Here is a 16,228-nt window from a genome sequence, read left to right as displayed (position 1 = left end):
GAACAAATCTCCTTTTATTCGGAGATTTGCTTTTAAGTTGTCAGCGTTTTTTTGAAACAGCTACATATAAAGCCGGCACAATCAGTAGTGTCAGAATCGTTGAGAAAAAGACACCTGATACGATGCAGATCGCTAGCGGCTTAAAGAGTGGGTCATTACTTAAAGCAACGGGCATAAGAGCGACAAGTGCTGTAAATGCTGTCAGCAAAATAGGTCTAATCCTTGCCCTCCCCGCTTCAATCACAGCTGCCTGTTGATCGAGACCTTGCTTGCGCCTCTGTTCAATAAATTCAAACAAAACGACCGCATTTCGGACAACAATACCTGCCAATGAGACAATCCCCATTGTGGCCATAAAGCTAAACGGCGTTTGAGTGACAAATAGTCCAATAATGGCTCCGGATATCGCTAAGTAAACCGTTCCAAGAACTAAAAGCGGCAACATGAGTGAATTGAACTGGAAAGCGATGGTCACATAAATGAGCAGCAGGACTACCCCAAATAAGAGACTAATTTCAATAAAGAATTGGGTTTGATCTTCATTTTCTCCGCCCTGAGAAATGGTCAAATTCTTCGTTGCATCGCTTTTCCCAACTTCATTTATGACTTCTGTCATATCGTCTTTAAACGTATCTGATGTGCCAGGATATGCCTTTAGCGTGATCGTCGGCATCCCGTTTTCATGCGGAATGCTTTCATACTGCTCTGTTTCTTTTTCCTTTACATATCGGCTAAGCGGCTCAAGTTGAGGCATTCCCCCCTCATTTGTACTCACAGGCACCTTGATGTCTTTTAACTTCAGTCCGTTTTGATGTGTGGTCATGTCTTGTTTCACTACGAGGTCGATGTCATCTGTTCCTTGTTTAAAGGTGCCTAATGGAATTCCTTCTGTGACAAGGCCAAGCTGTCTGCTGACAAACTGAGCAGTGAGCCCATCCTCTGCCATTCGGTCACGATTCAATTCAAATGAGATGGTTTTCACCGGTTGATTGACATCGTCTGTGATCAGGCTTGCTCCGCTTTCTTTCATTTCTTTTGTGAGCTTCTCTTTCACATCCACGAGCTTTGAAAATTGTTCTCCTGCAATGGTTACGGTCACAGGCGCCCCAGTTGGCGGTCCTTGAACAATGGTTTTCATAAAGATATCAGCATCTTTAAATTTCTTTCGCAATGGCTCTGTCATACGATCGATCAATGCTTTGCTTGTCATCTGCTCATTGTCTACTCTGACAACAACCTGACCCGTATGATCACTTGCGTTTGAGATACTTTCATTAAACAAGTTCGGCACACCGCCGCCTGCAAAAATGGCCGTCTCTTCAATGCCTTTTTGCTGTTTGATCTCTTGTTCTATGTTCTCTAATGTGTCATTCGTTTTATCTAAGGTTGTTTCACTTGGCAGTGTCACAGTGACAACCACCTCTTTCTTATTCGCCGCAGGGAAAAACTCAAATGGTGTGGCGAAAATAAGCAAAAAGGCAAGTGTGGCAACGAGCAAACCACTTAATCCAATGAGAAGTGGTCGCTTCACGATGTTTGTCAGTACTCGATCTGCATAAAAATCGGCTAACCTTTTTAATGGTTTGCCTAAGAAACCAGGTTCTTTTTGAATCTTCTTGTTCTTTCTTTTTCGATTTGCTGTATATTGATACACTGGCACAAGTGTCAATGAAATGACCATTGACGCAAGTACAGTTGTGACTAGAACAGACGGTAACGCTCGAATAAATGAACCGTTCGCACCAGAAAGGAAAACAAGCGGCAAGAAGGCAAAGACAACAGCTAGTGTTGACGTCAAAATGGATCCAGCCACTTCTTTTACACCTGCAATTGTTCCTTTAAGCGGACTTTCGTATTTTTTCATCTGCCTCAAAATATTATCGTTGACGACAATGGCGTCATCTACAAGTATCCCTAGCGCAATGATAAAGCCAATAATTGAAATTTGATTAAGGTCCACTTGTAAAAACGGCAGCGGGATGGTTCCGATCGTTATGGATAGCGGAATCGCAAGTGAAACGATAAACGCACCACCAATAGTTAGACCAAGTGTGGTGACGACAATGACGGCGATGACGGCCACGATCGCTTCTTTGATTAAATCGTTAAAAATGGCATCTACTTCACTTTTTTGTGAATAGTAGTCTATCCAATCCACACCATTTGGCAGCTCTTTCTCTTTTTCAATGACCGCACTGACTTTGTCATACATTTTAGGAATATCCAGTCCTGGCTTAATATTGACTGTAAATGAATAGGCTGGCTTTCCGTTATATGAAACGATATCACTTTTCTCTTTTTCTACTTCTTTTAAACGACCAAGCTCACCGATTGTAACAGGCTCTCGGCTCGTTTTTGAAAAAATCTCAATCTTTTTCATTTGATCTAAACGATCATAGGCATCAATGGACAGCTTGACCTTTTCTCCATCTGCCTGGACGTCACCTAGAGGGGATGTGTCAAATTCTTGATTGATGGCATTTGTGACATCGGTCACGTTTAACCCGTTATCCTCCAGTTTACTTGAATCCAAGTTCAATATTGCTTGTTTGTCATTGAACCCTTTGATGACGACACCATCAACACCTTTGATGTCCTCCACTTTTTCTTTTAATGCACGCAGCGATTCCTGACTTTTTGCTAACTCAGATGAGTTACTTGCTACAATCATATAAGAACCAACTGGCACGTTGCCAAACTCATCCTTTACATCTGGCTCCATCACACCATCTGGAAAAGAAGAGGCGGCATTTGTGGTTTCACTCTTGATTTGACTTGCCACCTTTTGAAAATCGGCTTGATCATCAATTTCAAGCACAATATTTGAGAAACCAATAGCAGAAACAGAGCTTGTCTTCTCTACACCATTGATATCAGAAATGGCCGACTCGAGCTTATTGGTGACATCACTTTCTACCTGTTTTGCATCAGCACCAGGGAAAACAGTCGAAATGGTTACAATATTTGCTTGAAACTCTGGCAGTTCTCGTTTAGGAAGCTGTGTAAACAAATAACCTCCAGCAATGAGAACGATAAAAAATAAAATAAAAACAAGCTTTCCCCTTTTTAAAAAAGCTTCAATCATTATTTCACCTACTTAAATATTTATTTTTGATGAAGTATTTTCAACTTAATCTTAATTTATCATCATGGTGAAAAAATGCAAGCTCTAATATGTCATTTTCTATCTATTTTGTGAAAGAAATATGTTATATGAGAAATGTATAGCGGTAAACAAAAACAACCTGCTTACATGATGTAAGCAGGTTGAAAATAATAAAATTAGAATTATCGTGGTTCAACAATCAGTTTGATTGCTGTTCTTTCTTCTCCATCGATAAGAATGTCAGTAAAGGCTGGAATGCATATCAAATCCACTCCGCTAGGCGCAACAAATCCCCTTGCAATGGCGACAGCCTTGACCGCCTGATTCAGTGCTCCAGCGCCGATAGCCTGTATTTCCGCTGCACCGCGTTCACGTAAAACGCCGGCTAATGCTCCTGCTACTGAATTTGGATTTGACTTTGCTGAAACTTTTAAAATTTCCATTTTTGCTCCCCCTTAAATTTACAATGGATAAGTGAGTGTTCATTAGAACAATCTTTGTTAGATGTTGCTATTTTTTTGAAAATCCATCCCCAAAATGTTTTTCAAAAATAGCAGGCTACCTACCATTTTTACTATATTCACGATAGAGGGCGCATATTCCTTCTTTCTGATTAATATTTTTCTGAAATAAATATGTGAATATTTATTCAAAGAAAATATGGTCATCATTTATCAAAATTCGATCAATTTTGACAGCTTTTTTCGACGGTTCGTCAATTTCTACGATCACTGCACTTAATGTCGTGCGGCCTTCTGCAATTTCAAAACGGACAGGGAGGTTCGTTTTAAATCGTTTAATAATCGTTTCCCGATCAACACCTAAAATACCGTCATAAGGACCAGTCATGCCAACATCCGAAATATAAGCAGTTCCTTTTGGCAAGACGCGGTTATCTGCTGTTTGAACATGTGTATGTGTTCCAACGACACATGATGCACGGCCGTCTGTATACCAGCCCATTGCTTGTTTTTCACTTGTGGCTTCACCATGAAAATCAATAAAAATAAACGGTGTACGTTTTGAAGCTTCTGCTATGAGCTCATCTACTTTTTGAAATGGGCAGTCAATCGGAGGTAAGAATGTGCGGCCTTGCAAGTTGATGACAGCTAGTTCTTTACCTTGTTTTTTAATAAAAGTGAGCCCTTTCCCTGGTGTACCTTGCGGGAAGTTTGCCGGACGAACAATATGGGGTGCATCATCGATGAAATCGAAAATATCTCTTTTATCCCATGTATGGTTCCCCATCGTGAGCACATCAGCCCCAGCTTGAAGCAGCTCGTGATAGATTTTCTCTGTGAGTCCTTTCCCATGAGCCGCATTTTCTCCATTGACAATCGTAAAGTGTGGCTGGTATTTTTTCTTTAGCTTTGGCAAATATTCTTTCAGTGTATCTCTGCCAGGTGAACCAACGATATCTCCAACAAATAATATTTTCATACGTTTTGAACCCTTTCTCTTATAAAATGATCTTCTTATCAGTGTTGCATATTTACACAAAAAAATAAAGCGGCGCTAAGCGCACCGCTCTATTTTGCATACTCTACTGCGCGAGTTTCTCGAATAACTGTCACTTTAATGTGACCAGGGTAATCGAGCTCGTCCTCAATCCGCTTACGAATATCCCTTGCTAGACGGTGAGCTTCAAGATCATTAATTGAATCTGGCTTCACCATAATACGCACTTCACGTCCAGCTTGTATCGCAAACGATTTTTCAACACCTTCATAAGATTCAGAGATGTCTTCTAATTTCTCAAGTCTCCGAATGTAATTTTCAAGCGTCTCACTTCTTGCACCAGGGCGTGCTGCAGATAATGCATCGGCTGCCGCAACAAGAACAGCGATAATAGATGTCGGTTCTTGGTCACCATGGTGAGATGCAATACTGTTGATGACAACAGGATGCTCTTTATATTTCGTCGCAAGCTCAACGCCAATTTCCACGTGGCTTCCTTCTACTTCATGATCAATGGCTTTTCCAATGTCATGCAGAAGACCTGCTCGTTTTGCAAGCTTTGCATCTTCTCCAAGCTCTGAAGCCATGAGACCTGCAAGATGTGCAACCTCAATTGAATGCTTCAGGACATTTTGTCCATAACTTGTACGGAATTTTAAGCGACCGAGAATTTTGATGAGATCCGGATGCAAACCGTGAACTCCGACTTCAAATGTCGTTTGCTCACCCATCTCGCGGATATAATCATCGACTTCACGGCGTGATTTTTCCACCATTTCTTCAATTCGTGCAGGATGAATACGTCCATCCTGGACTAGCTTGTCCAGAGCTATCCTCGCTGTTTCACGTCTTATCGGATCAAAGCCCGATAAGATGACAGCTTCAGGTGTATCATCAATGATCAGGTCAATACCTGTTAACGTTTCTAACGTACGGATATTTCGTCCCTCACGTCCGATAATACGACCTTTCATCTCATCATTTGGAAGATTGACTACAGATACTGTTGTTTCAGCTACATGATCAGCTGCACAACGCTGTAACGCAAGTGAAAGAATGTTTTTCGCTTTTTTATCAGCCTCTTCTTTCGCCCGGTTTTCAGATTCTTTCGTCATGACTGCAATGTCGTGGGAAAGCTCATTTTCAACTTGATCCAGAATGATTTGTTTCGCTTCATCTCGAGTTAGACTAGAAATACGCTCCAACTCAGCTTTCTGCAAACGAATCATATCATCCACTTTGCTTTCCATCTCTTCAATATGTTGTTGTCGTTCATTCAGAGAATGATCTCTCTTCTCCAACAGGGACTCCCGTTTATCTAAAGATTCGTCCTTGCGATCAAGGTTTTCCTCTTTTTGAAGTAAACGGTTTTCTTGTCTTTGAAGCTCATTACGTCTTTCACGAACTTCTTGCTCCGCCTCTACACGAAACGAATGAATTTCATCTTTCGCTTCTAAGAGCGCTTCTTTCTTCAATGCTTCCGCATCACGCTTTGCATCCTCAACAATTTGTTCGGCCATGTTTCTTGCGCCGGATATTTTTGCTTCTGCAATGGTTTTACGAACAAAGTAGCCAACAACTAAACAGATTAGGCTCAGCAAAATGGAGATGATCGTAAACATCGTAGGCGACATATTTTCACCTCCTCTTGCTATGAACTTGGTTTTACAAATAAAGTGTCGGCATGTACATTGTTTTGTGTCTCAACATACAGGGCCTTCACAGGGAATGAGATCCTCACTGCCCTTGTCAAGTTTAAATTAGTTATCAATCATGTTAAGAAAAACAAGTGATACATTCCCATTGTAATTGTGTCGGAAATACTTGTCAAGCTAGTCAGACTAAGGCGTAAGTCGTTATTTCAAGCAAAGACAGAACTTTTGACCCGCTAGCTGTTATGTAATTGTAAAAAAAAGACGCTTTTCAGCGTCTTTTTAGTCATTCAATTCCAATTCTTCTTGTCCTTCTTCGTCAGTTGATTTCACTCCGTTTGTATCCAAACCGTAGTGCTCCCTGATTTGCTCTTGAATCATAAGAAGAATGTCTTTATTCTCTTTTAGGAATTGCTTCGCATTTTCACGTCCTTGTCCAAGACGTTCCTCTTGATAAGAATACCAAGCCCCGCTCTTTTGTACGATATCTAGTTCGCTTCCAAGGTCAATGATTTCTCCCTCTTTCGAGATACCTTCACCGTACATAATGTCTACTTCGGCAATACGGAATGGCGGTGCCACCTTGTTTTTCACAACTTTAATTCTCGTTTTGTTCCCCATGATGTCGTTCCCTTGTTTCAACTGTTCAGCACGGCGTACTTCTAAACGAACAGATGAATAGAACTTAAGTGCACGTCCACCAGGCGTTGTTTCAGGATTACCAAACATAACCCCTACTTTTTCACGAATTTGGTTAATAAAGATCGCAATTGTTTTTGATTTGTTGATAGCACCAGATAGTTTACGAAGTGCTTGAGACATCAAACGTGCTTGAAGACCAACGTGTGAATCTCCCATGTCTCCTTCGATCTCTGCTTTTGGTACAAGAGCAGCTACTGAGTCAATGACAACAATATCAACTGCACCACTACGAACAAGTGCTTCTGCAATTTCAAGTGCTTGTTCTCCTGTATCCGGCTGAGAAAGTAACAACTCATCAATGTTGACACCTAATTTTTGAGCGTAAACTGGATCTAGCGCATGCTCCGCATCGATAAATGCAGCTTGTCCTCCCTGCTGCTGAACCTCAGCAATCGCATGAAGTGCTACTGTCGTTTTACCAGAACTCTCTGGACCATATACTTCAATAATACGGCCGCGAGGGTACCCACCTATTCCAAGCGCAGTATCAAGTGCTAACGAACCACTAGGTACTGTTGAAATACGTGTATCTGTTTGCTCTCCTAGTTTCATAATAGAGCCTTTACCAAACTGTTTTTCTATTTGTTTAAGAGCCATATCTAAGGCTGCTTGACGATCACTCATTCTATTGTTTCCTCCTTTATCAATTCCACTATCTATACTATACCTTGTTTCACGTCATTTGCCAAGAAAAAAACGAACACATATTCGATTTTTTCTTGGCAGATTATTTAAGAAAAGAGCTGTTTCTATTAGAAAAAACGCTCTTTTATAAAGGAGTAAACCTCATAAAAAACAAAATTAACTTTCTTTTAATAATTTGAGAAGGTGGTGCAAACCATATTTCACAGCACGCTTGCGAATGCCTGATCGACTGCCAGTAAACATCCATTCAAACACGTCTGTCTGGTCTTTTGTCGATAGCCCGATAAATACTTTTCCAACCGGCTGTCCTTCGTGTGGTTCAGGACCTGCCACACCTGTAAAGCTAATACCGATATCGCTTCCCGTCAGTTTTCTAACGCCTTCGGCGAGCTCTAACGCACACTCTTTGCTGACAGCACCATGAGAAGACAATGTTTCTTCACGGCAGCCCAGCACTTGCTGCTTGACTTGATTTGTGTAACAAACCACACTGCCGTTTAAAATGGATGATGCCCCTTCGAGATCTGTCAGCCACTCTGAAAACATACCACCAGTCAGGCTTTCAGCCGCTGCTACTGTTTTCCCGTGTTCATGCAAGGCCTTTGAAGCTTCAAAGGCAAGAGATGTATCACCATATCCGTAAAAGTACTCGCCGACCCGTTCTAAAATTTGTGCTTCTGTTTCTTTTAACAGACGCTCTGTTTCTTTTTCATCCTCATGCTTGGCTGTCAGCCTTAGCGTCACTTCCCCGTCAGCTGCAAGCGGTGCAATCGTTGGATTGGTCTGTGCATCAATTAAATCTTCAAGATCTGTTTCCAGCTGAGATTCACCGATGCCAAAGAAACGCAAGACAACAGACACGATTTTTTCCTTTAGGCCGAGTTTTTCAGAAATAAGCGGCTTCGCTTCGTTTTCAAACATCGGGTGCAATTCACTTGGCGGTCCAGGGAGCAGAATGTAAAACGTATCTCCCTCTTGTATAAACATACCAGGTGCCATTCCGAAACGGTTTACGAGCGCATCAGATCCCTCTAGAACGAGCGCCTGTTTACGGTTGTTCGGCGACATATCACGTCCGGTTTTACGGAAGTATTCTTGAATAGACTCAAATGCTTCTTCATTTAGCACAAGCTCTTTACCGAGCGTACTCGCAATGGTTTCTTTTGTTAAATCGTCCTTCGTTGGTCCAAGACCACCTGAGAAGATAATAAAATTCGATCTTTCCTGTGCCACTTGAATGGCCCTTTTTAAACGCTCTGGATTGTCACCAACAGCTGTGTGGTAATAAACATTCACACCAATTTCAGCTAGTTGTTTGCTGATGAATTGTGCATTCGTATTCGTAATTTGCCCTAGCAAAAGTTCGGAACCGACTGCAATAATTTCTGCTTTTCTCTCTGACTTCAAAGCGTACACGTCCTTTTTAGTTAGAATTCTTTAAGGCTTCCCAGTTTTTCGCAAAGTAATCCCAGCCTGAGACAACAGTGAAGAACACCGCTACCCACATGGCAAGATCACCAAAAGGGAATGATACAAGTTCAAACGGCAGGTTATGCAAAAGAAGTGCCGAAATCGCAATGATTTGCGCCCACGTCTTCACTTTTCCAAGCATATTGGCTGCGACCACTTCACCGCCTCCAGCTAAGACAAGCCTTAGGCCCGTTACAGCAAATTCACGGCTAATGATCACAATTGCCATCCATGCCGGTGTGAGATTGTATTGAACAAGTATAATTAAAGCCGCTGAAACAAGCAATTTATCTGCAAGCGGATCTAAAAATTTACCAAAGTTTGTGACTAAATTGAGCTTACGTGCATAGTAACCATCAATCCAGTCGGTTGTCGAAGCGATAATAAACAAGATCGCTCCAACAAGGTGAGTGACTTCAATGCTGACGTCACCAAAGCGCGCAACACCCCAATCTAATGGAGCAAGCATAATGATCATAAAAACAGGGATCAAGGCGATCCTAGAAAGAGTTATTTTATTCGGTAAGTTAAACATGAATTTCAATCCTCCAATAAGCCATTTTTTTATGTATATATAATAGTAGGAACAAAAGAAAAGTCATCTACTTGCTTAAGATGACTTTTCCTTTCCTTTATTCACAATCACAATGTTTTGTGTCATGGTGTTTTTAGGGTCTAATTCGTACTTCAGCGTTTCGTCATTGACTTTGATATCGATTCCCGATGCATTTCCTAAGCGGATATCGACTTGGGAAAGATCAGTTAAGTCTGTTTTAAACGATTCGCCATCTTTCAATTCACCCATCTTCAGCACTTTTCCAGATTCGTCTCTCACACGAAGCCATGAAGCTTGTGAGGCAGAAATGGTTAGCTCCATCTTTTCTGCACCTGATACTTCATACGTTGTCGTAGAACCCTCTGTATTCGTCGCCTTCAAAGAAACATCTTCATCGTCTTTAGATGAATCCTTTGAGGAATCGTCTTTTTCAGATGATTTTTCTTGATCATCTGACGAAGCTTTTTCCTTTTTCTTTTGATCCTTTGCAAGCGATGAATCCTCAGACACTTCGTATTTTGATTCTGATTGCTGAGGAGCCGCCTGATTATTTTTTTGTCCGCTATCATGATTAACCGCTTGAACGATCACATAAATGATAGCGATCACCACAAGGATCCCTCCAATGATTAAAATCGTCGGAAGCAGCTCCAGTACCTTTGAGGCAGGCTTTGGCAGCTCTCTTTGCGGTTTAATATTTGATAATTTATCAGACACTTCATCGTTATACGTGCTTGGTACATCTTTACGAAACTCTTCGAACAATTGTTCAGGATTCAGTCCAACGGCTTCGGCATATTGTTTAATAAACGCTCTGACGTAAAATTTACCTGGAATGATATCATAATTTCCTTGTTCTATTGCTAGCAAATAGCGCTTTTGGATTTTGGTAGCCGCCATCAGATCCTCCAGCGACATCCCTTTTTCCTCTCTGGCCTCAACGAGCCGTTTTCCCAATTCAGTCAAAACAAACACCTACCATTACCATATTAAAAATCGAAGCCAGAAAAACCAGAATGATCAAACACTTGTGGTTCTTCAGCGTGCTCGTATGTAATTTCTTCGTCTGCACTATTACGCAATTCAATGATGTAGTCGAAATCATCCATTGTATATTCTGAATTTTGAATAAAGATATCTGGATGCTCTACAACCTTTGTAGCAGGCAGTCTCATAATTTCTCTTAAAAGCTGCAAGTGCTTCTCAGAACCTCTTCTTGTCGACACAATCCCATCAATAATAAAGACGTTATCCGGGCTGTATTCATCTGCAATCAGCTGACTGCGAATGGTCTGTTTCAAAAGAGTCGACGATACAAACAGCCATCTCTTACTTGCACATACACTTGAAGCAACAATTGATTCTGTTTTTCCAACCCGCGGCATTCCGCGAATTCCAATCAATTTATGTCCTTCTTTTTTAAATAATTCAGCCATAAAATCAACAAGTAGACCAAGCTCGTCCCTTTCAAAACGGAACGTCTTTTTGTCATCCGCATCACGCTGAATGTATCTTCCATGACGAACAGCTAAACGGTCACGAAGTTTTGGCTGTCTTAGTTTCGTTACTTTTATCGTTTCCATTGTATTTAAAATTGATTCAAGCCGCTTAATTTGATCTGTGTGGTCACAGCGAAGAAGCATGCCGCGTCTTGATACATCAACACCATTAATTGTCACAATATTAATTGAAAGCATCCCCATTAAAGAAGAAATGTCTCCTAAAAGTCCGGGACGGTTCACCTGTATCTCATATTCAAAATACCATTCGAGCTTTGCCAAATGATATTACCCCCTTCATTGTGGCAAATTTTTACCTTCCTTTATCATAAAGCATTTTCACATTTTTAGAAAGCACAATGTTGTGAAACAGTTAAAATAAAAAGAGAGGCACAAACGACCCCTCTTTTTGTTTAGTGCGAGCTATTATTTTCAACCAGTTTGACCATCATATTGGCAATTGCGCGCTGCTCATCTTCTGATGCGACGCTCCAAAGGTCAGCAAGTACTCTTTCTTGCTCATTCTTTGCTTCAACTTCATTAGCCAGGTATCCGCCAATTTCATACGCAAGGTTATTGATAGTATCATCTTTTAAGCCTTTATCCTGCGCATGATTTAAACGGTCTCCTAAAAAGTTTTTCCAATGGTCCCAGTTCTCAAGTACTGACATGTCGATTCCTCCATTCGAAAAGATGAATTACAGCCATAGCTTTTGTCATGGAGTGACGAATTATACACGTTTTTAACAGTACCAGCCGCCATTAACGGATAAAATTTGACCTGTCATATAACTTGACTGCTTTGAGGCGAGAAACCAAATGACATCGGCTATCTCTTCAGGTGCGGCAAGACGGCCGAGTGGAATCTCCTCTTCCATCATCGCAAGGTCTTCTTGTGTGAAGCTTTTCATCATATCAGTCTGAACCGCACCTGGTGAGACTGCATTTGCTCTAATTCCACTTGGGGCAAGCTCTTTGGCAAGCCCTTTAATGAAAGCATTTTGAGCACCCTTGACCATACTATACAGTACTTCACACGAGGCACCCGTTTCCCCCCATATTGAGCTAACCGCAATAATATGACCTGACTTTTTTTGGATCATGGCAGGCAAAATGGATTGGGTAAGCTCATATGGACTTGTCACATGAAGCTGCACCATGCTGGCTAGAACTTCTTTTTCAGTATCTGTCACTAAACCAACATGACTCTTTCCGCTATTTAAAACAAGAATATCTGGATCAAGCGGCAGGCGGCTGACAAGCTCTGCTGCTCCGCCTGTTTTCGCTAAATCAGCTTGGATGACGTACGTTTCTACTTGATATGTTTCTTTGAGATCAGCGGAAAGACGGCTAGCCGCTTGTTCATTTTGATGATAATGGAGCATCAGATGGCAGCCTTCTTGGGCAAGCTTTTTGGCTGTCGCCTGCCCAATTCCGCCACTGGCACCAGTAATCAGTGCCCAACGACTCATACTTTGTTCCTACTTTCTTTATGGAATCCTTATTCTTTTCGTTTAAATGGGAACCAATTCGCTGATCCGAACAATTTGACCATCACAGGTACGAACAATGGTAGCACAACGAGCGCATACAATAAAAGCCCTGTGAGAACAAGTGTTGCAATCTGTAAGAGTGACAATACACCTGATGGCAGCATCGCTGCAAATGTTCCTGCCAAAATGACGGCAGCAGACATAATAACAGATCCCATATTTTTCATTGATTCAGTCATGGCAAACTGGATGTCTTTTGTTTTGTATTCATTGAAACGTTCCATTAAGAAAATCGAATAATCGACTCCAAGCGCCATTAAGATGACAAAGCCAAAGAATGGAACAGCCCAGTTGATGCCCGGATATCCGAAGAAATGGGTGAAAATAAATTCTGTTACACCAATGGCGGTAAAGTACGTTAAAATCAGCGATCCAACTAAGTAAAGCGGCATCACGAGAGAACGGAAGAGAATCACTAGTATTAAGAAAATACCGATCATCATGTAAAAAACCGTCTTATTGAAGTCTTGGTCTGACAGCTGTTTTAAATCAGCGTTCATACTTGATACACCAGATACGCCAAATGAAACATCTTTTAGGTTTGTTTCAGGAAGTGCACGTTTGACCGAAGCTTCTACTTGTTTAATTGTTTTCATGGCGTCGTTTCCATATGGATTGTCTTCTAAAATGACGTCAATCTTTGTCATTTTGCGGTCATCCGACATATAGGAATCGAACACTTGCTTGAAAGCTTTATTTTTTAGAACATCTTTTGGAATAAACCAACCGGCCATGTCTTGATCTGGTGCGTTTTTCAGTTCATCTAAGTAGTCTCCTGCACCCATTAAGCCGTTTGAAATTTTCTCAAGTCCGTCGACACTTTTGTTTAGACCATCTGTCAGCTTGGTCAGATCGTCACCAAAGCCTCCAATTTTTTCTTTCATTTGTTTTTGACCATTAATGATGTCGCCGGCTCCATTTGCAAGTTTAGGCATACTATCAGCTAGCTGTCCTTGGCCTTTAGACGTTTGATCTAGCCCGTTTTCAATGGCTTCTAAGCCAGCAATCAGCTCATCAATTTGATTTGTAAACACTTTTTGCTGCTCTGAAGCTTTTGCGATAAAAGCATCTGCTGCTTCAAGCTGTTTTTTTGCTTCTTTTGCTTGTTTTGCATAGCTGTCAGCCTGTTTGGCTCCTTCTTGCAAGGTAGTAGAAAGTTCCTTATATGAAGCTTTGATGGCTTGATATGATTGGTTTTCTTTCACTTGCGGAATTTGCTGCTCAAGTGTACTGAACTGTTTATTTGCTTGACTGATCAAAGCTTTCACATCCGCTGCGGCAGAGGATGAAGTATCGACTTGTGCCAATGCGGCTTTTAATTCTTTGGAAATGCTTTTATAAAGTGCCACTTGCTGATTCACTTGTGCGACTTGATCTGTTAATTCCTTTTTTGCACCCTTTATTCTTTCTTTAATTTCAGAAACACCTTTTTTGTTTTGATCAATTCCGTTTTGCAGATCTCTCATCTTTTTTTCGACGTTTTGAATACCTGATTTTACGGATTCGGTTCCAGAAATCAATTTGTTAATGCCTTTTCCAGATGATTTAATTTGTGGTGTTTGATCCTCGATGGACTTACTCATGGTTGTAAGAGCATCTTGGATCTTTTTCAACCCTTCGTTACTTTTATCAAGCCCGCTATTTAGCTCTTTGGCTTGAGATTTCACGTACAGATCATTCAGTCCTTTTCCAACAGGGCGTGTCGCACTTCTTACTTTACTCACGCCATCTGTTTGCTCAATCGCACGACTGAGTTTTTCAACAGCAATCAGACCTTCGTTATTGTCTAAAAGATCGGATGATTTCACGACAACGGTTGCTGGAAGGGCTTCACCTGGTCCAAATTTGTCAGAGATCGTATTAAATGCATTGACGGATTCGTATTTATTGCCGATTTCGTCTAGGTTGTTATATGAAAGTGTTCCTTTATACATAAGAATCGCTGGAAGGGTAATAATTGCAACGATTAGCAAGCTGAGAAGTGGTTTCTTAAATGAGAAACGACCGGCTGTTTCCCACATTTTCGATTGTGGGTGGGCAATATCGCCTTTGATCGGCCAAAATAACACTTTTCCTAAAACCGCCATAAAGAATGGAACGACAGTGAGCAGTGCCACAATTAACACGGCGACACCAACCGCCACGGCTACAGCTGATTTATACAGTTGGAATTGGGCTAAACCGATACACGTAAAACCAATGAGGACAGCAATTCCGCTGAATAAAACGGTTTTGCCTGCCGTCTTATATGTTGTAATAATCGCCTCAATCTTATCTTTTCCGTGAGATAGTTCTTCTTTAAACCGGCTTAGCAACAGGATGCAGTAGTCGGTTCCAATCCCAAACATGATGGCGACCATAAAAATTTGGGTAAAGGTCGAGAGCGGAAAATCAACATACTTTACTAGGTAAGCCACAATTGATTGGCTGACCAAATAGGAAAGCGCCACGGCCACTAAAGGAACGAACGGTGCCACTGCGGATCTAAAGACAAGCACAAGAACAATTAAAATAAACCCAATTGTAATGAATTCTGTTTTTTTCAGACCTTCTTGTGAGCTTGTGATGACATCATCGTCAATTAGCGGCTGCCCTGTCATTTCAAATTTCAGGTTCAGGCTCTTAAGCTTTTCATTGACTCTTTCTTTAAAATCGGATGCTTTGATTTTGTTCGAGTCGTATGTAACTGGAACAAGAAGTGTTGTTTGATCTTTAGAGAGCATCTGTTTTTTGATATCTTTGTTTGCATCAAAATAAGAAGTGATGTCTTCCACATGGAGATCTTGATCCTTTTCTAAAATCTCCATCGCTTTCTTTAAAGAGGCTTCTCTTTCTTTGACGATATCCTTTCCTTGAAAGACAATGACGATCGATTTTTCCGTATCCCCATTTTCAGACATGTTCTTTAATAATTGATCGGCGTAGGAAGAGGGATAACCATCTGGAACAGAAATCTGCCCTTTTTCTTTTGTTAATTGCGCCATATTAGGGGCGGTGATTAATAATACAGCCGCTAGTACGACCCAAAGGATCGTGATCAGCCATCTACCCTTTATGATTGCTCTCATTACTATGTTGTGCCTCCTCTTCGATGATAATTTGATAAATCTTTTCATATGTTTGAATAAATGATTCGATTTCTTTTTCATCAAATTTTTCTAAATATGACCGAACAAGATCCTGAAGCTGCTTTTCCATTCGGCTGACCACTTCTTTTCCTTCGGGTGTCACATAAAGATGAACGTTTCTTCGATCAGCTTGATCATGCTCTCGATAAATATAATCTTTATTAAAAAGACGATTGGTCATGGATGTCACAGCACTTTTGTTGACATTACATTCGATGGCAAGGTCTGTTGATGTACATCCTGGGTGTAAATTGATGTATCGAAGCGAGTAATATTGATCAAGTGTCAGTTCTTTATCGAGCTTTTCCGTGATCATACTCGATACTTTTTTTTCCATCATGAGATAGACGTCCGCATATCTCTGGATGAGCTGGGCAATTTTATTTTGTACCATATGCTGCTCCTTTAGTTTGATTGTTTAACTATTAAAGAGTTTAACTAATTACCGAAACAATTGTC

13 protein-coding genes are annotated in these 16,228 nt (G+C 41.0%); all 13 read right to left on the bottom strand.

All coding sequences use genetic code 11. The features are described 5' to 3' along the window. Nucleotides 1–40: 40 nt before the first annotated feature. The 13 genes from NST73_RS08750 to NST73_RS08690 all read right to left on the bottom strand — a co-directional run bounded on the left by NST73_RS08750 (nt 41) and on the right by NST73_RS08690 (nt 16,163). Nucleotides 41–3,085: an efflux RND transporter permease subunit gene (locus tag NST73_RS08750; protein WP_138278535.1), complete on the bottom strand. Its 3,045-nt coding sequence runs from the start codon at nt 3,083–3,085 to the stop codon at nt 41–43. A gap of 203 nt (nt 3,086–3,288) precedes the next feature. Continuing rightward, on the bottom strand, nt 3,289–3,549 hold the full coding sequence (spoVS, locus tag NST73_RS08745; protein ID WP_003211281.1) for a stage V sporulation protein SpoVS: 261 nt from the start codon (nt 3,547–3,549) through the stop codon (nt 3,289–3,291). Between the two features lie 202 nt (nt 3,550–3,751). Beyond that, complete coding sequence (locus NST73_RS08740) at nt 3,752–4,546, bottom strand: TIGR00282 family metallophosphoesterase (RefSeq protein ID WP_342499520.1); 795 nt, start codon at nt 4,544–4,546, stop codon at nt 3,752–3,754. A gap of 89 nt (nt 4,547–4,635) precedes the next feature. After that, nucleotides 4,636–6,198, bottom strand: a complete 1,563-nt coding sequence (gene rny, locus NST73_RS08735; RefSeq protein ID WP_003211958.1) for a ribonuclease Y — start codon at nt 6,196–6,198, stop codon at nt 4,636–4,638. Between the two features lie 300 nt (nt 6,199–6,498). Continuing rightward, entirely contained in the window at nt 6,499–7,542 is a 1,044-nt protein-coding gene (gene recA, locus NST73_RS08730) for a recombinase RecA (protein ID WP_007499478.1), read from the bottom strand. 177 nt (nt 7,543–7,719) lie between these two features. Next, nucleotides 7,720–8,970, bottom strand: coding sequence for a competence/damage-inducible protein A (locus NST73_RS08725; RefSeq protein WP_342499519.1), 1,251 nt, complete (start codon nt 8,968–8,970; stop codon nt 7,720–7,722). Nucleotides 8,971–8,986: 16 nt separating this feature from the next. Beyond that, nucleotides 8,987–9,568 carry a CDP-diacylglycerol--glycerol-3-phosphate 3-phosphatidyltransferase gene (gene pgsA, locus NST73_RS08720; RefSeq protein WP_070325845.1) on the bottom strand — a complete coding sequence of 194 codons (582 nt, stop codon included), beginning with the start codon at nt 9,566–9,568 and terminating at the stop codon, nt 8,987–8,989. Nucleotides 9,569–9,643: 75 nt separating this feature from the next. Then, nucleotides 9,644–10,555: a helix-turn-helix domain-containing protein gene (locus tag NST73_RS08715; RefSeq protein WP_335352771.1), complete on the bottom strand. Its 912-nt coding sequence runs from the start codon at nt 10,553–10,555 to the stop codon at nt 9,644–9,646. Between the two features lie 23 nt (nt 10,556–10,578). Then, nucleotides 10,579–11,370: a DUF3388 domain-containing protein gene (locus tag NST73_RS08710; protein WP_003211480.1), complete on the bottom strand. Its 792-nt coding sequence runs from the start codon at nt 11,368–11,370 to the stop codon at nt 10,579–10,581. A gap of 131 nt (nt 11,371–11,501) precedes the next feature. Beyond that, nucleotides 11,502–11,759 carry a DUF3243 domain-containing protein gene (locus NST73_RS08705; protein ID WP_003211590.1) on the bottom strand — a complete coding sequence of 86 codons (258 nt, stop codon included), beginning with the start codon at nt 11,757–11,759 and terminating at the stop codon, nt 11,502–11,504. Nucleotides 11,760–11,831: 72 nt separating this feature from the next. Continuing rightward, entirely contained in the window at nt 11,832–12,560 is a 729-nt protein-coding gene (locus NST73_RS08700) for an SDR family oxidoreductase (RefSeq protein ID WP_135008876.1), read from the bottom strand. A 29-nt stretch (nt 12,561–12,589) separates the two neighbouring features. Continuing rightward, nucleotides 12,590–15,709 (bottom strand): MMPL family transporter, encoded by a 3,120-nt coding sequence (locus tag NST73_RS08695; protein WP_144678802.1) that lies wholly within the window; start codon nt 15,707–15,709, stop codon nt 12,590–12,592. Beyond that, nucleotides 15,687–16,163 carry a MarR family transcriptional regulator gene (locus NST73_RS08690; RefSeq protein WP_024720380.1) on the bottom strand — a complete coding sequence of 159 codons (477 nt, stop codon included), beginning with the start codon at nt 16,161–16,163 and terminating at the stop codon, nt 15,687–15,689. The genes NST73_RS08695 and NST73_RS08690 overlap by 23 nt, the downstream gene beginning before the upstream one ends. Nucleotides 16,164–16,228 lie beyond the last annotated feature (65 nt).

It is taken from the genome of Bacillus sp. FSL W7-1034, from assembly GCF_038593365.1.
Classification (GTDB): domain Bacteria; phylum Bacillota; class Bacilli; order Bacillales; family Bacillaceae; genus Bacillus; species Bacillus altitudinis.
Note: the sequence above shows the minus strand (reverse complement) of the source record. Positions and strands in the feature narration are given on the sequence as shown.